The organism is Sporosarcina sp. 6E9 (assembly GCF_017921835.1).
Lineage (GTDB): Bacteria > Bacillota > Bacilli > Bacillales_A > Planococcaceae > Sporosarcina.
The window spans coordinates 1-17,393 of the sequence record NZ_JAGEMN010000007.1; the positions used below are offsets into that span (position 1 = coordinate 1).

At 39.2% G+C, this 17,393-nt stretch carries 15 protein-coding genes, 1 rRNA gene and 2 riboswitches; of the genes, 3 read left to right on the top strand and 13 right to left on the bottom strand.

Annotated features, from left to right (window positions below):
* The 10 genes from J4G36_RS17085 to J4G36_RS17130 all read right to left on the bottom strand — a co-directional run.
* Positions 1–68 (bottom strand): 16S ribosomal RNA (locus J4G36_RS17085); the annotation flags it as partial.
* A 481-nt stretch (positions 69–549) separates the two neighbouring features.
* Positions 550–1,881: an NCS2 family permease gene (locus J4G36_RS17090; protein ID WP_210471625.1), complete on the bottom strand. Its 1,332-nt coding sequence runs from the start codon at positions 1,879–1,881 to the stop codon at positions 550–552.
* A 99-nt stretch (positions 1,882–1,980) separates the two neighbouring features.
* A riboswitch (purine riboswitch) is annotated at positions 1,981–2,082 on the bottom strand.
* Positions 2,079–3,632: a glutamine-hydrolyzing GMP synthase gene (gene guaA, locus J4G36_RS17095; RefSeq protein WP_305792232.1), complete on the bottom strand. Its 1,554-nt coding sequence runs from the start codon at positions 3,630–3,632 to the stop codon at positions 2,079–2,081. (Overlaps the previous riboswitch by 4 nt.)
* Positions 3,633–3,739: 107 nt before the next feature.
* Positions 3,740–3,841, bottom strand: a riboswitch (purine riboswitch).
* Positions 3,842–3,873: 32 nt separating this feature from the next.
* Positions 3,874–6,075, bottom strand: a complete 2,202-nt coding sequence (locus J4G36_RS17100; protein WP_210471627.1) for a DUF4129 domain-containing transglutaminase family protein — start codon at positions 6,073–6,075, stop codon at positions 3,874–3,876.
* Positions 6,072–7,286 carry a DUF58 domain-containing protein gene (locus J4G36_RS17105; protein WP_210471629.1) on the bottom strand — a complete coding sequence of 405 codons (1,215 nt, stop codon included), beginning with the start codon at positions 7,284–7,286 and terminating at the stop codon, positions 6,072–6,074. Before J4G36_RS17105 ends, J4G36_RS17100 begins: the two co-directional genes overlap by 4 nt.
* Positions 7,283–8,230, bottom strand: a complete 948-nt coding sequence (locus J4G36_RS17110; RefSeq protein WP_256439618.1) for an AAA family ATPase — start codon at positions 8,228–8,230, stop codon at positions 7,283–7,285. The genes J4G36_RS17105 and J4G36_RS17110 overlap by 4 nt, the downstream gene beginning before the upstream one ends.
* Positions 8,231–8,491: 261 nt before the next feature.
* Complete coding sequence (nadE, locus tag J4G36_RS17115) at positions 8,492–9,319, bottom strand: ammonia-dependent NAD(+) synthetase (RefSeq protein ID WP_210471636.1); 828 nt, start codon at positions 9,317–9,319, stop codon at positions 8,492–8,494.
* Between the two features lie 12 nt (positions 9,320–9,331).
* The gene (locus tag J4G36_RS17120; protein WP_210471638.1) at positions 9,332–10,801 is read right to left on the bottom strand and encodes a nicotinate phosphoribosyltransferase; all 1,470 of its coding nucleotides are present in this window, start codon (positions 10,799–10,801) and stop codon (positions 9,332–9,334) included.
* Positions 10,802–10,891: 90 nt separating this feature from the next.
* A complete protein-coding gene (locus J4G36_RS17125; RefSeq protein WP_210471640.1) occupies positions 10,892–11,206 on the bottom strand; it encodes a DMT family transporter in 315 nt (104 codons plus the stop codon).
* A 13-nt stretch (positions 11,207–11,219) separates the two neighbouring features.
* Positions 11,220–11,561: a DMT family transporter gene (locus tag J4G36_RS17130; RefSeq protein WP_210471641.1), complete on the bottom strand. Its 342-nt coding sequence runs from the start codon at positions 11,559–11,561 to the stop codon at positions 11,220–11,222.
* A 117-nt stretch (positions 11,562–11,678) separates the two neighbouring features.
* Here J4G36_RS17130 and J4G36_RS17135 point away from each other — a divergent pair, with 117 nt between their 5' ends.
* Complete coding sequence (locus J4G36_RS17135) at positions 11,679–12,578, top strand: diacylglycerol/lipid kinase family protein (protein WP_210471643.1); 900 nt, start codon at positions 11,679–11,681, stop codon at positions 12,576–12,578.
* Here J4G36_RS17135 and J4G36_RS17140 read toward each other — a convergent pair.
* A complete protein-coding gene (locus J4G36_RS17140) occupies positions 12,575–13,912 on the bottom strand; it encodes an MATE family efflux transporter (protein ID WP_368668802.1) in 1,338 nt (445 codons plus the stop codon). The two genes, J4G36_RS17135 and J4G36_RS17140, sit on opposite strands and share 4 nt — an antisense overlap.
* A gap of 134 nt (positions 13,913–14,046) precedes the next feature.
* On the opposite strand from J4G36_RS17140, the gene J4G36_RS17145 reads away from it, so the two are divergent.
* Together J4G36_RS17145 and J4G36_RS17150 are read left to right on the top strand one after the other, a co-directional pair.
* Complete coding sequence (locus tag J4G36_RS17145) at positions 14,047–14,880, top strand: CPBP family intramembrane glutamic endopeptidase (RefSeq protein WP_210471645.1); 834 nt, start codon at positions 14,047–14,049, stop codon at positions 14,878–14,880.
* A gap of 126 nt (positions 14,881–15,006) precedes the next feature.
* Complete coding sequence (locus J4G36_RS17150) at positions 15,007–16,020, top strand: AI-2E family transporter (protein WP_210471646.1); 1,014 nt, start codon at positions 15,007–15,009, stop codon at positions 16,018–16,020.
* Positions 16,021–16,073: 53 nt separating this feature from the next.
* Here J4G36_RS17150 and J4G36_RS17155 read toward each other — a convergent pair whose 3' ends face one another.
* Both J4G36_RS17155 and J4G36_RS17160 read right to left on the bottom strand, forming a co-directional pair.
* Positions 16,074–16,529 (bottom strand): flavin reductase family protein, encoded by a 456-nt coding sequence (locus J4G36_RS17155; RefSeq protein WP_210471687.1) that lies wholly within the window; start codon positions 16,527–16,529, stop codon positions 16,074–16,076.
* Positions 16,530–16,708: 179 nt separating this feature from the next.
* Entirely contained in the window at positions 16,709–17,290 is a 582-nt protein-coding gene (locus J4G36_RS17160; RefSeq protein WP_246880697.1) for an NADPH-dependent FMN reductase, read from the bottom strand.
* Positions 17,291–17,393: the final 103 nt, after the last annotated feature.

The window sequence follows — 17,393 nt, forward strand, 5'->3', positions numbered from 1 at the left end:
CGCTCGACTTGCATGTATTAGGCATGCCGCCAGCGTTCGTCCTGAGCCAGGATCAAACTCTCCATAATAGAGAAACTTGAATAGCTCGAGTTTCATTTTGCTGACTTTGAATCCGAAGATTCGTTTTTGTTTCGATTTAACGAAACATTATATCTTGACGTTTTGCTGTTCAGTTTTCAAGGTTCATATAGTTAGATTGTATTTGTTTGCCGTCGTTATTTGACGGTCTATACATCATAACAAGTATCTCGACATAAGTCAACACTTCTCGTCAATTAAATTTTAATTGGACTCGATGCGTCACTGCGTGTTTTTTTAATACACGACGCCTTTCTCTTATGGCGAAACCTAAATATAACCCACTTTAATAATAAAGTCAACATAAAGTTTTAATTTTATAACACAGGTTCTGACAGCTCCCATTTTGTTTCTAATCTCGTAACTCATTAATGTCGTTTCAATTCAATACTCTAATATGTTCTGATTAAATAAATCAAAAAAAGATTCTCTCATAAGTAAATACGAGAGAACCTTTCTAAACGCTGTACTTTATTTTATAAATAGGAAGTATAGAACAAAGATAACCCATAGGCCATACATTATTGGATGTATTTCTTTTCTATTCCCACTCACAATCATTGTAATTGGGTAGAAGATGAACCCGATTGCAATTCCTGTTGCAATACTATAACTAAGTGGCATCGCAATAATCGTCAAAAATGCGGGTACTGCAATTTCAAAGCGATTCCATTCAATATTGCCAAGACTAGAAACCATTAAGACTCCTACAATGATTAACGCTGGCGCTGTCACTTCAGATGTGATGACGAGCAATAAAGGTGAAAAGAATAGCGCTAAGAGAAATAATATGCCCGTAACAACTGAAGCAAATCCGGTTCGGGCACCAGCTGCAACTCCTGCAGATGATTCAATATAAGATGTCGTTGTCGATGTTCCGAAGACCGCACCGGTTACAGTCGCGAGTGAATCAGAAATTAACGCTTTTCCTGCACGCGGCAATTTATCTTCCTTCATTAAACCTGCTTGATTAGCAACTGCAACAAGCGTACCTGCTGTGTCAAAGAAGTCTACAAACAAGAATGTAATAACTACGATTAAAAATTGTGTTGTAAGTAATGAAGTTGGATCTTGGAAAATCGCTTCAAATGCCGCACCAAATGTAGGGGCAACACTCGGAATTTTGTCGACTACTTTAGTTGGCACATCAATTAAGTTAACAAACATGCCTAGTATCGTTGTAAGGATCATCCCGTAAAATATCGCGCCTTTTACTTTGCGAACCATCATGATCACTGTGATAACTAGACCAAAAATCGCAAGTAGGGTCGGCCCTTTTGAAAGATCACCGAGCGTTACTAGCGTATTGGGATCTGCAACAATGATATTCGCATTTTGAAATCCGAGGAATGTGATGAAGAGCCCTATACCAGCGCCGACTGCATACTTAAGTTGAGCTGGAATAGCGTTGATAACAATTTCACGTAATCCTGTCAATGACAAAACGATGAAGATTAATCCTGAAAATAAAACACCCGTTAAAGCTGTTTGCCAAGGTATTCCCATTCCCAATACGACTGAGAATGCAAAGAATGCGTTAAGTCCCATTCCTGGCGCAAGTCCTATCGGATACCTTGCAATCACACCCATCATAATTGAGCCAACCGCGGCAGCAAGAGCTGTTGCAACAAAAACCGCTCCCTTGTTCATACGCATTGCTTCCGGAACATCTATGCCATCCAAAGATAGCATAAGTGGATTTACGATTAGAATATATGCCATCGCAAGGAAAGTTGTAACGCCACCAATAATCTCATTGCGGTAATTCGAACCCAGTTTATCAAACTCAAAATACTTCTTCATTGAAGACCATCCATTCATAATTTTAGATTTTTAAACAAAAAAGAAGCATGCGAACATTTAGCCGCATGCTTCCATAATACAAATCTAAAAGACAGAGATACCCCTGTCTTGTTAGATCGTAGTCAAAACATTTACGGTGTTCCGGTAGAAACGTCCAAGCCATATTCTTGGATATATACGACGCTTTTATTCAATTATCATTCCCACTCGATGGTTGAAGGTGGCTTGCTCGTCACATCAAAGAGGACGCGGTTAATCTTAGGTACCTCTTTAGTAATTCGAGCGCTAATTTTTTCAAGAACTTCCCACGGAATTTTCGCCCAGTCGGATGTCACACCATCTACGGATGTCACTGCACGAATTCCGATTGCATAGTCATACGTTCTTTGTTCGTTTGTAATGCCCACACTTTGAATATTCGGCAAGACTGTGAAATACTGCCAAATGTCTCTTTCAAGTCCTGCTTTTTTAACTTCGTCACGTAGAATCGCATCAGATTCACGAACCATCTCTAGCTTTTCTTCCGTAATTTCACCCAATACGCGAATCCCAAGACCTGGACCTGGGAAAGGTTGACGCCAAACAATTTCTTCCGGTAAACCCAATTCTAATCCAAGTTCACGTACCTCGTCCTTGAATAGGGCAGCCAACGGCTCGATTAATTCGAATTCCATTTCTTCGGGTAGTCCGCCGACGTTATGGTGCGATTTTATCGTTTGCGCTGTTAGTGTTCCACTTTCAAGAATGTCGGTGTAAAGCGTTCCTTGAGCTAAAAAGTCTATACCGTCAAGCTTAGCTGCTTCATCATCAAATACATAAATAAACTCATTCCCGATAATCTTGCGTTTTTGTTCAGGATCAGAAACACCTTCTAATTTACTTAAAAAGCGCTCTTGCGCATCAATTTTTATGAAATTCATATTGAACTGGTCAGCGAATGTAGCAACAACGCTCTCAGCCTCACCTTTACGAAGTAAACCGTGGTCTACGAACATGCATGTAAGTTGATCGCCAATTGCGCGGTGAATTAATGCTGCAACTACTGAAGAATCTACGCCTCCGCTTAGCGCCAGAAGAACTTTTTTGTCTCCAACTGTTGAACGAATTTTACCAATTTCAATATCAATGAAATTCTCCATCGTCCATTTTGTTTTCACTTCGCAAAGATCGAAGATGAAATGTTTGAGTAATTCAAGTCCGTGCTCAGATTTCGGCGATTCCGGATGAAATTGCAGACCGTACATTTGACGCTCTTCATTTCCTATTGCCGCGATTTCACCATTATTCGTTGTTGCAATCACTTTAAATCCTTCTGGTGTTGCTGTAATCTGATCTCCATTACTTAACCAAACTGTTTGTGCTCCAACTTGTCCCATAAACAGATTCGAAGATGTATCTAGTTCCACTTTTTCTTCACTGTAAGTACGTTCATTTATCGTTTCAGTAGTGCCGCCAAATTCCTTGAGAATTAGCTGCGTTCCATAACAAATTCCTAGGATTGGAATGCCTGCTGAAAAAATCTCAGAATCGATAGGGTACGCGTCTATATCAGCAACGGATTTAGGGCCACCTGATAAAATAATTCCGACAGCATTCATTTTTTTTAGTTCATCCGCAGTGATTGTATGCGGGTGAAGCTCACTGTACATGCCAAGTTGACGGATTGAGCGCGTCAAAAGCTGATTGTACGAACTGCCATAATCCAGAATTACAATTTTCTCTTGCTCAATTAACAAAGGAGTAGTTGACAATTTTTCCACCTCTTCTTCATTTTGCTAAGATTGCCTAAATAGTGAAAGACGCGACAATCTGATAAACTGCGCGTCTCATCCTTCATAATTACGAAACAGTTCTAACTAAGTCCGTTTCGCGTAATCATAGTCAAGTCATTTCCGGTAACTTGGTAGAAACATCCGAACCATATTATCGGACATATATGAGGGTATTTAAAAGCAGTTCTTTTCATAATTCTACTGCTAAAAATGCAAAAAATCAATCGGAAGTCCTATTGATTAAATCTTCCCACAGTTCCTGTAAGCGTAGCCAATCGTGCTCTGTTCTATTTTCTCCATAAATCCCTTTTTCATAGGCAGTCGTCAGCCTTTGCATAGAATCCCCGCCAAAGTGCGCGTCGACTTGAATTGCATACTGCAACAACGTCTCCCCGTTCCTGCGTTTTAATCCAAATCGGTGCAATTGTTTCAATAAACTACCATAGCGTTTTGAATACTTCGCCCAGTCGTTCGGACCAAACCGGTAATATCGAACAAGTAATTTAGGAATCCATTTTCTTCTTCTTCCATAGAGTAATGACCCAATTGACGTTAATATGCCGAGAACAGCTAACAATATCCACTTCTGGTCAATTATCCATTTAATAATAAGATCAAATGATTTATTGAAATCAAAAACACTTTTTTTATTCTCTTTTTTGGTTTTCGTCTTCTGTTCAAGTTTTTCTCGTTCAGTTTTTGGCATTTCAGGAACTTCAGGATCATCTAATTGGAGTTCAGTATCATACTCAATATTTGAAGCTCCGCTAAAACCGATTGTTGGCTCGAATGGCATCCAACCGATACCGGGCATATAAGCTTCAACCCACGAATGCGCCTCGTTATTTGTAATCTTATAAACACTTTCCTTATTTTCATTACGCCCTAGTTCACCCGGTGCAAAGCCTTTCACCCATCTAGCCGGAATTCCAATTGTACGTAGCATCACAACCATTGACGTAGAAAAGTTATCACAATAACCGTTTTTTGTTTCGAATAAAAATTGATCAACATAATCCTGATCTTCGGCGGGTACCGCAACGTCTTTTTGATCGTAAACGAATCCATTTCTACTAAAATAGCGTTCAATTGCTTTTGTTTTATCGTATACATTTTCACTAGAATTAGTAATTTTCTCTGCAAGTTCACCTACTCTTGCGGGTAACTCATTCGGAAGTTGTAGATAGTCCGAAAATTCATCCCCTAATAAACTCACTGCTTCCATAGTTGTTTCCCGCAATGCCTTCAAACTAAAATCATGCTCAATATATTCAATTTCATATGAATCAAGCGATATCGGCTCATCACCAATTGCCGTGCGGTATTGCCCCAACGTTTCTAATTTCATAAATTGCACGTCTTCATCTGTCTCTACATTAATCATGCCGTATGGGTATACGATAAAAGGAAATCGTTTCAACATATTCAATTGTGCGTGCTTCGATTCACCGGCAATTATGCCTTCGTTTTCCGCATATGAACCCATTCCCATATTAGAAGTATACGTGATTACATCACTCTCACTGGGCTGTTCCCATCCCTTTGAAGTGTACGTATTTTTCGTTTCAATTTTCCAGTATTGTTTTTTGGGAACTGCCGCTTCAAAAATCAAGGTATTATCTTGAGTAAATGATCCGCCGAGCCTGGAGTCATCAGGATCATAGCCAGATTTAGAAATCCCCTCCCCATCGCCCCCTTCGCCAGCACCTTCAACGGCTGATTTCAAGAACGGAACCGGGTCAGCCCATACCGGCTCTAATTTCGGCAATGTTAATATGAATATGCCACTTATAACTAGAATCACTACCAAAGGAATTGAAATGCTCGCTAATTTATGCGACGAGATTGATAGGCCATGCTTTTCAGCAAGTTTAGGAATCGTTAATAAGCCTAATAGCAATAAGCCAGTTATCATAATGATCAAGATGGAACCTTTTGCGGAATAAACCGTGAACGTGTCAATAACGGCGATAAAGATAATCGTCATACAGTAAAATACAAATATGCTTTTTCTTGATTCAATCCAATGACGGATTAAGTAAGTCGTCATCCATAATAGAATGAAAAAAAGGATCGTTCGAAATGGATTTGATATTTCAGACCAATTGCCAACTAAGATGACGGCGAAATTCGAATTGAAATCTTCTAGAAGTAATTTTGTAGTTTCCTTCGTAAATAGAATTCCATCAAAGAACATAAAATGAATGGCCCAGATTATATATAGAATTTTTACGGACGCAGCAAGCCACCATCTAACAGTCATCAATGATAAGTAAAAAGCAAGACCAATAAAGATTAAAAACAAAGAAATTTGTCCAGTTTGCGTGAGCTCCATTACAGGGAGAAGCCATTCTCTTAACATGACTATAGCCAATAAATACAATATAGATAGAAACCATTTATCGAGCCGCATTTCACTCATGAATGAATCACCCCTTTAAACGCGGTTGGGAATTGTTCTTTCGTAAGCGCATGAACTGATATTCCTTTGGACTTGGCTAAACGAATGTCCGCCGCAAGCACACTTTTTAACGGTGTATCCTTCTTCACTACAGTAAAACAGGTAATTGACCGGGCATTTGTCACATTACTAATCACTGACTCCAAAAACGCCCAATCCGGATGCGAGGTAATTAAAATGACACTTCCACTTTGGATAAATTCATCTCTATAGTCGGTTGAGATAATAGCTGCACTGTCATCCGAAGGTTTGATCTTCGCTAAATGAACAAGCACTTTTCTAAACTGCTCTTCCGATTGAATGAACGGAAAAGTTGCGGACTCTTTTCCTGTTGATAAAAAGCCAATTCCCGCTTGGTCATTCGTTGCTTCTTTTAAAATTGAGGCTGCAAGTTCAACTTGCTCTTCAAATGTTTCAGATGGTCGACCATCAAATATGACTAGCAAATCTTGAGAACGTCGGTCTTCGAATTCCTTAGTCATTAAAGTTTGCGTCCTGGCGAACGATTTCCAATGAATCCATGATACCCGGTCTCCCGCTTGATAATCGCGGACACCCGTTGCCATAGTAGTATCTTTCACAACATTGTATGGTGAAATCATCGAACCTAAATCATATTGAGTATCAATCGGTGCATAGTGAAGATCTGTCATTTTTGGATACACCAACACTGTATTTTTCAGCGGAATGAAATGTTTTTTTCGAATCCAGCCGAAAAAGTCCGAAACTTCTATTTCCACACCTTCCAATACATGTTCTCCACGTGGCATTCTATCAATCTCGTACTGCCATTCTTCTTTCTTTTGAAAACCGAAAACAAAAAGTTTTTTCATAGTGCCTTTGGTAACGAATCTTATGTCTTCATCACGCCATTTTTCGGAAATCACTGTATAGAGTAAAGGGAATGGAAAATCTCTCTTCACCTTTAAACTAACAATCAATTTACCGCCATTTTCTACGCTAGCTGTGCGAATAACACGTTCAGCTGTAACTGTTCGAAGCGGATATAAAAACAATGCAACAGAATAAAGTATAAATGGAAAGATTGCGTAAAAAATTGCCCAACTAACATATCCGCCTTGAAACATTGCAAAGACGAAGGCCGATAGAAATATGATCAAGACAAAGACAAGCCGCCCCCATATTGACAATAACTTCTTAAATCGTTTCATTTAACCGAAACCCTATCAAGAGGCACATTAACTTTCGCTAATATCCGTTCTACAATTTCATCGGCTTCAATTCCTTCATACTTGGCTTCCGGTTTTAAAATCATTCGGTGACCAAAAACAAATGGTGCTAAGTACTGAACATCATCCGGTGTCACGTACGTTCTCCCGATCAGTAACGCATATGCTTGGCATGCTTTCATGAGGGAAAGGGATCCACGTGGGCTTACCCCAAGATAAACGAATGGATTATTTCGTGTTTCACTTGCACAAGTTACGATGTAGGATTTTACAGCATTGCTGACAATTACGTCTTTTACAGCATGTTGCAAATTTATGAGGTCATCCAAAGAAATTACCGGTTCTAAGTTATCAATTGGAATTTCTTGTTCAGCTCTCCGTAAAACTTCAATTTCTTCAAGCGGTGTGGGATACCCCATTTTCAATTTAAATAAGAATCGGTCTAATTGAGCTTCCGGCAACGGATAAGTTCCTTCATATTCAATTGGATTTTGTGTTGCCATGACGAAAAAAGGTTGTGGAATGCGCATTGTTTCACCGTCGATGGTTACAGAGGATTCCTCCATACCTTCAAGCAATGCCGACTGAGTCTTTGGCGATGTTCGGTTAATCTCATCAGCAAGAATAATATTCCCCATAATTGGACCTGGTCTAAATTCAAACTCCAGTTCTTTCGGGTTATATATAGAAACGCCCAAAACGTCTGATGGCAATAAATCTGGCGTAAATTGAATTCGTTTAAAATCTGCACCAATCGATTTCGCCAACGCTTTGACCATCATCGTTTTCCCCACGCCCGGGACATCTTCCAATAAGACATGTCCGCCCGCAAGAAGTGCCGTCATGCTGAGTTCCGCGATATCTCGTTTACCAATCATTACTTTTTCAATATTATTTAAAACTTTTCCAATCAATTCTTTATGCAATTTGGTCCCCCCCAATGAATCAATATATAGCAAATTATCCGAAAAGTAACTATACACTTCCATATTACAGGATAACCCTACTATCTACAACTTAAGCAGGAAGGAAAAAAGAACTGTTAAATTATATTGAAAATCATTGAAACAGCTTGCAGAAATATAGGTTGAATAATGATTGTCTTATTTAGCATTAAAAATCTCCAAACAAAAAAGTATAGAAGGAGAATATAAAAATTCTCTTCTATACTTTAAGATTTCAACGATTCATTTCCAAAAGTCATCAAAGACTGTTATTGGCATATGGCGTTTATGCATGGATTTTAAATAATAATTTTCGAGTCTTTCTCGCGATTCTTCAGGAATCTCTTTTCCTTCAAGATAATCATCGATGTGGTCATAGGTTATACCTAGTGCTACCTCATCCGGAATTGCAGGCTTATCGTCCTCTAAATCCGCAGTCGGTACTTTTTCATACAAATGTACAGGACAATCCAACGCTTTCAATAATTCTTTACCCTGTCTTTTATTCAACCGAAATATCGGCATAAGGTCAGCGCCGCCGTCTCCGAACTTCGTATAAAAACCAGTTATCGACTCGGCCGCCTGATCGCTTCCCAACACAACGCAATTATTCACGGCAGCTACAGAATATTGAACCTTCATACGTTCACGAGCCTTCTCATTTCCTTTTGCATAGTCGGATAAATGCAGGCCAATCTCGGTTAATGCCCGAACGCTAGCATCCACTGATTCCTTGATATTAACCGTATATATTTGAGTCGGCTGGATAAAATCCAATGCATCCTGACAATCTTTTTCGTCAAATTGCGTACCGTACGGCAGTCGAATTGCAATGAATTGATAACGATCCGTCTCATCCTCATCATTTAATTCATCAATTGCGATCTGCGCAAGCTTACCTACGAGCGTGGAATCTTGTCCGCCTGAAATCCCAATAACGAAACCGTTTAAAAATGAATGCTTTCTTGCATACTCCTTCATGAAATCCACTGATTGTCGAATTTCCTCCCAGGGATCAATGACTGGTTTAACTTTCAATTCAGCAATAATTTCTTCTTGAAGCGATTTCATCGTAATCTCTCCTTATTCGTGCGTATATTCCTCCACCATTTCTTGGACTTCTTGAATATTACGCATTTTATTATCCCAACACTTTTGGCTTAAGTCGACAGGATACTCTTCCGGATTCAGAGATCTTTTATATTCGTCCCATAATAGGTCTAAATTTTCTTTTGCGTAATTTTGCATATCAAATAGACTTGGATTTTCGTAAATCACTTTCCCCGCTTCTACTACTTGCACATGTAAGTTTTTCGCCTCGAAATTCGTGACAAACTTAGAAATGAATGTATGAACCGGGTGGAACATTTTCAAGCGCTTTTCCGAAGCCGGATCTTCATCATGCATCGTTATATAATCGCCTTCAGCTTTTCCGTTTTCACGGTCGATAATGCGGTACAACTTTTTCTGACCGGGTGTTGTCACTTTTTCTGCTGTCGATGAAATTTTAATCGTATCTTCCATTTCACCTTCGTCATTTTCAATCGAAACAATTTTATATACAGCGCCAAGTGCGGGTTGGTCGTATGCGGTAATTAGCTTCGTGCCGATTCCCCAAACGTCTACTTTTGCGCCTTGCGCTTTTAAGTTCAAGATTGTATATTCGTCCAAATCATTTGAGACAACGATCTTCGCATCCGGGAATCCAGCTTCATCCAGCATGCGACGGGACTCTTTTGATAAGAATGCGATATCTCCGCTATCTAGACGGATCCCTATGAAATTTATTTTATCGCCGAGTTCTTTCGCAACTTGAATCGCTGTCGGAACACCGGTTTTCAACGTGTTGTATGTGTCGACTAAAAACACACAATCTTTATGACGCCTTGCATAAGAATGGAATGCCTCATATTCACTCTTATATGCTTGTACAAGTGAATGGGCATGGGTTCCCGAAACCGGGATACCGAATTTCTTTCCTGCCCGAACGTTACTCGTCGCTTCGACGCCGCCAATAACCGTAGCGCGCGCGCCCCAGATTGCAGCATCCATTTCATGAGCCCGTCTTGTTCCGAACTCCAAAACCATTTCATCTTTGGTAACTTGCTTGATGCGGCTCGCTTTCGTTGCGATGAGCGTTTGGTAATTGACGATATTTAAAAGCGCTGATTCGATTAATTGTGCTTCAATTAGCGGAGCCTCAACGCGTAAGATGGGTTCATTCGCAAATACGAGTTCCCCTTCTACCATTGAATAAACATCGCCGGTAAAACGTATATCTTTTAAGTAATCGATAAAATCATCTTCGTAGTGAAGCTCTTCCCTCAAATATGTTATATCGCTTTCGCTTAGCTTGAATTCTTTCAAGTAGTCCAAAATTCTTTCTAAACCTGCAAATAAGGCATATCCATTTCCAAATGGTAAACTTCTGAAAAACAGTTCAAAAACTGCCTTCTTATTGTGAATCCCGTCTGCCCAATACGACTCGGCCATATTTATTTGATATAAGTCTGTATGTAATGCATTGCTATCGTCTGCATAAATCGAACTCATGTCAATCTCCTTCTCTCAACATTCAAATAGTCACTCATTATTATACACTATTTACCCTTTTCCAACGTCATTCAATCACTTTAGTGGATTTCAGCCGAAAACTTTCAACCCTACTGCACCCGCGATGATAAAGGACAAAAAGACAAGACGTTTCCAACTTGCGGGTTCTTTGAATAGTAAAACCCCCATAAGAACAGCACCCGCCGCACCTAATCCCGTCCAGATTGCATATGCCGTACCCATCGGAATGTCACGCATGGCAAGTGCCAGAAATATAAATCCAAACGTAAAGGTGAAAACGATGAGTAGCAACCGGGCCATTGATTTCTTTTGTATGTATAAATTGATACTCATAACACCAAGTATTTCTCCTATACTCGCAATCACAAGATATACCCAAGCCATTTGCCTGCCTCCTCTACGCTGTTTGATCGGCCTGCGATTCTCTTTCACCGCTATCCGTCATCTTAATTCCAACGACACCAACGATGATTAAACCAATAAAGAGAACTTTCACAAGAGAAAACGCTGCATCAAAAATTACAAAATCTATCAGAACAATCGCGGCAGCACCTGAGCCGGTAAACACGGCGTATACGGTTCCAGAAGGTAGTTTTTCGCAAGCTTTGATAATAAAGTAAAAGCTGAAAATAATCATGATCGTTGTTCCCGTCCACTCCAAAACAGAGTTGGAATAGCGTAATCCAATCACCCAGAAAACTTCTACAATTGCCGCAAAAAGTACGTAGAGCCATGCCATATTTATCTTCCCCTTTCCGCATATATTCATCTATCCGCCTATTGATTCTCCTTTAAGTATACCCTATTGTTACATGTATATAGGGTAATCATGCCCAAGAAGAAACGGGGTCATGTTATGTATCTATTTATCGTCAACTTGCAATCTGGCAATAAAAATACATTAAAAAACTGGGCAGCAATCGAAAAACTATTGATCGATCAACATATTTCTTTCAAAAAAATCATGAGTCATTCACAAGTTAAAACAGAAAAGTTTATGTCCAAACATCTATTAAATCCAAGCGACATAAAAGCAGTTGCTGTTATTGGGGGTGACGGAACAATCAATTCGGTCATTCAACAACTAGCCGCAACGACTATCCCGCTTGCGGTTTTTCCTGCAGGATCAGGTAATGACACTGCTAGAATGTTTCAATTAACCGATAACCCTAAAGAATTCGTTCTTAAAATGCTAGCGGGTAAGACGACTTTGATTGATTTACTGAACGTCAATGGGCGGTTCGGCATCACCGTCGCGGGCGCTGGTCTCGATTCCATAATCGGGAATCAAGTCAATCAGTCATTTTACAAGTCGATTTTCAATAAGCTCGGCATTGGTTCTTTCTCCTATATAATTGCCGCCGTGATTACACTATTGACTTTCAAACCATTTAACGGCAAGCTGACGATCGATGGCAAAGTTTTTCCATTGACCAACGCTTGGCTTATTGCCTGTGGCAACACCGCATATTATGGTGGCGGTTTAAATATTTGTCCACATGCGCTTCCGTCAGATGGCATTCTAAATATCACTCATCTACATAATGCCAACCGTCTTAACGTCCTGTTTCGACTATTCCCTCATTTGCTTCGGGGAAGCCCGGTTACGAGAGAAGGCGTATTTTATAATGCAGGAAAAGAAATAACACTTGAAACGAATCGGCCAATTCCTGCAATTGTTGACGGTGAAATCACCACATCCACGCCACTTCATATAACGATTCGTGAAAAGGCGCTACTTTTACTTTTAACTTAATCACCAAACACTTTTGCATCTTTCCAACGGCCAAATCTGTAATAGAGGAATGCAAAAACGCTGCTGATCGCAAAACTTATACCGATACCGAGCGCAATTCCTTTTTCTCCATATAGCGTTGAAAGTAAATACGTCATCGGATACCTAAGAACCCAAAATGAAATAATATTTAGTACGAGAACTTGAAACATCGCACCAGCGGCTCGTACTGTACCGTTTAATATAAAATTTATGCCCAGGAATGGATAGAAAAAAGCAACCATTTTTAAATAGTCCGTTCCAAATCGTGCAGCATCAGGTTCTTTTATGAAGAGACGTATGCCATAAGTCGCGAATAAAAACATGACTAATGCGAGCATGAGCATCACAATCAGATTGTAAATAAATCCGTAAAAGGTAATACGATGGACGCGGTCCCATCGATTTGCGCCAATATTTTGGCCCGCCATACTATTTACAGCTACACCAAGTGCTTGTGCAGGCAACATAATTAGACTATCCAATCGTTGCGCCGCCCCGTATCCCGCTACAACTGCCGGACCAAAAGACGCTATGACGCTCATGATTGCCATGGAACCAGCTGAAATGACACTCATTTGCAAACCGGATGGTATTCCCAATTTCAAAATATCGATTACTTCACTCCGCGCCGGTAAATGCGGCTTTGAAAAAGGAACGAGGCTTTTCCTTAAGGTGAAAAAGAGACCTGTACCAAACGCCACTCCTTGCGAAACGATTGTTGCATAGGCAGCCCCTTCTATTCCCCAGTCAAATGTATAGATGAAAAGCGGGTCAAGGACGGTATTTAGTATGACGGCAATTAATACGAAATATAAAGGCGTTTTCGAATCTCCTACAGAACGAAATACGGTCCCAATGAAATTATAGCCAAATAAAAATAACATACCGATAAAGTTAATTTGCAAATACGATGCCGCCATATCAATCATCGCAGTAGGGGTCCCCAGTAGAAGCAAAATGCGTTCAGCCATCATAAATCCGATTATACCTAAGACAATAGACATGCCGGATAACATGACCACGAATGCGTTTAAGTAGCGCTTCAGTCCTCCATCGCTTCCCTTCCCTTTTTGTTGCGATAATATGGTGAGTGCCGCGTTATTCAACCCAATCACAAAAGAAAGGACTGTAAAAATAACTGTTCCTGATATAGCTACGGCCCCTAGTGCATCTGAACCGATTAAGTTTCCAACCCAAAGACTATCGATAAATTGATAGGAGATTTGCAACAGGTTGGTAAGAATAATAGGTGCAGAAAAAATAAAGAGCTGCTTGAATATATTCCCTTCCGTAAAGTCATATTGTTTCGCCACATCAAAACTCCTTTCCTCGAACCTGTTAATCACCAAAGTACTCATTACTTTACCAGAATTTGATTTTGAATACGAAAAGCTGAAACTTTTTTCCGTTCGTTTCGTACAGTATGAATAGATAGTGAGGTGGTTTAATGTTTGGTGAGATGAAAATCCGACATTTGATCGGGGTTACAGCATTATTTTTAGTTCCAACAATGGTGATCTTATTTTTCTTATTACTCTTTTCTGATGGGAATGTCGATTTTATTTCTGCGACATTCGGATTTGTTTTTTATGTAGTTGTTCCAGTTGTTTACTTCGGTTATGATTTTAGAAAACAAAAACTTTCTATTCGCCAAGTTGTTTATACGAAAGGCGTTACCCGGTGGATACCTTCCATCTTCGGCATCGTGATTATTTCCATCGCTTTTTCATTAAGTGCATTCTGGCTTTATTTATATTTGCTAAGTCCGGTATTACCATTTTTAGTTGATTTTTTATTGGAAGAAACGCCGATGCCAGAAAGTGGATTGTTCTTAGCCTTTGAAATCATCATGATTACAATTCTTGCGCCGATTGTTGAAGAATTCTTTTTCCGCGGCGTCATTCTTCAGCGGCTTATCAAAAAAAGTTCTGTTTGGGGCGGGATTTTAATCTCTAGTATTTTATTCGGGATTTTGCATGCTGATATTATCGGGGCATTTATCTTTGGCGTAATTACAGCCCTTTTAGTTATACGAACCGGTAATTTACTGATTCCGATTTTATTGCATATGCTTAATAATACGCTTGCTGTTTTATTAATGTATGTTCCGCCTACCTGGGTTGAATGGCTTGACGTGATTGCGATTACTAGCCGTTCAGATATTGCAGCTACAGCAGGACCCCATCTCATACTTTTAATAATTAGCAGCATATTGACCGCCTTTATCGTCTACCGATTAGGCAAGGGTGTATCTCGCACAAATTTATCGATCAGGAGCTAAAACCTGCATGGTTTTAAAGCTCCTTTTTATTTGAAATTCAATCGCTTGTTTTCTTTGTCATATAGGTTAATACTTAAAGTAAATGGTTTGTCGTGATGGATTATGATTTGTGAGGAGACTGGCTTGATGGACGGATTAATAGATATCTTCCGAAAGAGAGAAGTAAAACGTATTATTATTTTTGCTTTAATTATTTTCATTCTGTTTAGTGTTAGAAGTATGATCAATATTATCTTACTAACATTTATATTTACATATTTAATGAATCGTCTCGTAGAATTTACGGCCAAACGCGTACGTATAAAGCGCACTTTACTCGTCATACTGCTCTATTCAATAATCGTAGGACTCCTGACAGTTGGAATCGCGAAATACTTACCAATCATTACATCGGAAATCAGTCAACTGGTCAAAAGGATTACGACTTTTTCTGCAACATCACATGACAATGTGCTAATGAACTACATAGAAACAATACTATCAAGCGATAAGATTGCTACATATTTGGAAGACGGACTTTCTTTTCTGTTGAAATCGTTCACTGATATTAGTAAGACGAGCATTCAAGTATTGCTTTCCTTAATTTTAAGCTTATTTTTCATACTTGAAAAACCAAGATTAAAAGAATTCACCGGCAAGTTTAAGAATAGTAAAATCGCTGCTTTTTATTATGAAATTGAGTTTTTCGGAGAAAAGTTTACACGCACATTCGGAAAAGTGATTGAAGCACAATTTATCATTGCTATCGTTAACACGATTCTATCGGTGCTAATATTCATCATGCTTGGATTCCCGCAAATCATTGGATTAGCAATTATGGTTTTCTTTTTAGGACTTATCCCTGTAGCAGGGGTGATTATCTCTTTGGTCCCTTTGACCATCATTGCCTTCACAATCGGCGGTTACCTGAAAGTACTCTATCTTTTCATTGCAATCATGCTCATACATGGGATAGAAGCATATATCCTAAATCCTAAACTGATGTCATCAAAAACAGATTTGCCTGTTTTCTATACATTCGTTGTCCTGATTTTTTCTCAACATTTCTTCGGTGTCTGGGGACTAATCATCGGGATCCCAGTATTTGTATTCCTTCTCGATATACTTGATGTAACGAATAAAGAAGCAACGATAAAATAAATAAACTGTCTGTCAACCGCATCGATAGCGGATGACAGACAGTTTTATTTTCATCATTTATAAAACGTTTCGGGAATAGCTCCGATTGTTCTTTTGTGATATAAAAGAGGTTCTTTTTCCTCGTTATGTATATCGAGTACTTCACCAATCATGATTGTATGGTCACCCGCATCGACTTTTTTATACACTTTGCATTGCAAAGTAGCCAGTGAGCCTGCTAAAACTGGCAGATTTAGCTCAGACTTTTCCCAATCGCACACGCCAAATCGATCCTCGACCTTGCTAGAGAACAATGTGCATAAATCCGCTTGGTCTGATGCCAAAATATTAACCGCGAACTTGTCGGTCTTCAGAAAATCATTGTATGAACCCGCACCGTTATTAATTGACCATAAGATTAGTAAAGGTTCAAGAGATACAGATGCAAACGAGTTTACCGTTAACCCCATCGGTTCATTATTTTCATCGAATGCAGTGACAACCGTGACTCCCGTCGGATAATTCCCCATTGCTTGCTTAAAACGCTCTATTTGTTTACTAGTAGTTCCCACTTTAGCAACTCCCTTTCTACTTATACATTAAAAGCATACCAAATTCACAGTAATCTTTCTTACTTTTTGATTTTGCGAATAATAAAACGGATGATGCGCGAGAACTTTCCCTAACGCATCATCCGTTTTCAGTTAAATCAAACCGTAGCAGAAGCTTTCGATTTATTATAAAATTCAACGAAATTGTCAACAACAGTGTCTAAAAAATCAATCGTCGCTTGATCAGTTATTTCACCGGCTTCGTTCATTTTCGTATGAACGGAACCGACATACACTTCGTTACCTGGAAGTATAACAGGCGCTAGCGCTGGATTTGAAAGAATTTCTCTTAAGTGAATTTGTGCACGGATACTTCCAAATACGCCCATTGAAGAACCAACGATGAATGCTGGTTTTTCTTTAATTGTAAAGTCGCCGCCACGTGATAACCAATCAATCGCGTTTTTCATTGCCCCCGGTATGGAGAAGTTATATTCAGGGACTGCAAACAATACTGCATCCGAATCCTTCACATTGTTTTTAAAATCCTGTACGTTTTCCGGTGGCGTGCTTTCTGTATCAATCGAGAACATTTCTAGGTCGTTGATAAATACCGGAGTGATTTCTAATTTATCTGCATGACGTTTTCTCAAATGCTCCACTAATTTCAAGTTATATGAAGTTGAACTCGTACTTCCGATTATCGCTTTTACTTTAATTGTCATTATATAAGACTCCATTTTTATATTGATATTATTTCAGTGTCGCTTGCTTCTCTATTTTCACTCAAAAATCATTTTACATACTATCTACTTAAAATACTAAAAAAAAGCTCATCGCTAT

Excerpts from the sequence above, each read along its gene's own strand:
- J4G36_RS17120 (WP_210471638.1), bottom strand. The coding sequence starts at position 10,801 with ATGAGTTCGATTTATGCAGACGATAGCAATGCATTACATACAGACTTA.
- nadE (WP_210471636.1), bottom strand. The coding sequence starts at position 9,319 with ATGAAATCGCTTCAAGAAGAAATTATTGCTGAATTGAAAGTTAAACCA.
- J4G36_RS17090 (WP_210471625.1), bottom strand. The coding sequence starts at position 1,881 with ATGAAGAAGTATTTTGAGTTTGATAAACTGGGTTCGAATTACCGCAAT.
- J4G36_RS17160 (WP_246880697.1), bottom strand. The coding sequence starts at position 17,290 with ATGGAGTCTTATATAATGACAATTAAAGTAAAAGCGATAATCGGAAGT.
- J4G36_RS17100 (WP_210471627.1), bottom strand. The coding sequence starts at position 6,075 with ATGAGTGAAATGCGGCTCGATAAATGGTTTCTATCTATATTGTATTTA.
- J4G36_RS17155 (WP_210471687.1), bottom strand. The coding sequence starts at position 16,529 with ATGGGGAATTATCCGACGGGAGTCACGGTTGTCACTGCATTCGATGAA.
- J4G36_RS17150 (WP_210471646.1), top strand. The coding sequence starts at position 15,007 with ATGGACGGATTAATAGATATCTTCCGAAAGAGAGAAGTAAAACGTATT.
- J4G36_RS17125 (WP_210471640.1), bottom strand. The coding sequence starts at position 11,206 with ATGGCTTGGGTATATCTTGTGATTGCGAGTATAGGAGAAATACTTGGT.
- J4G36_RS17135 (WP_210471643.1), top strand. The coding sequence starts at position 11,679 with ATGTATCTATTTATCGTCAACTTGCAATCTGGCAATAAAAATACATTA.
- J4G36_RS17105 (WP_210471629.1), bottom strand. The coding sequence starts at position 7,286 with ATGAAACGATTTAAGAAGTTATTGTCAATATGGGGGCGGCTTGTCTTT.
- J4G36_RS17145 (WP_210471645.1), top strand. The coding sequence starts at position 14,047 with ATGTTTGGTGAGATGAAAATCCGACATTTGATCGGGGTTACAGCATTA.
- J4G36_RS17130 (WP_210471641.1), bottom strand. The coding sequence starts at position 11,561 with ATGGCATGGCTCTACGTACTTTTTGCGGCAATTGTAGAAGTTTTCTGG.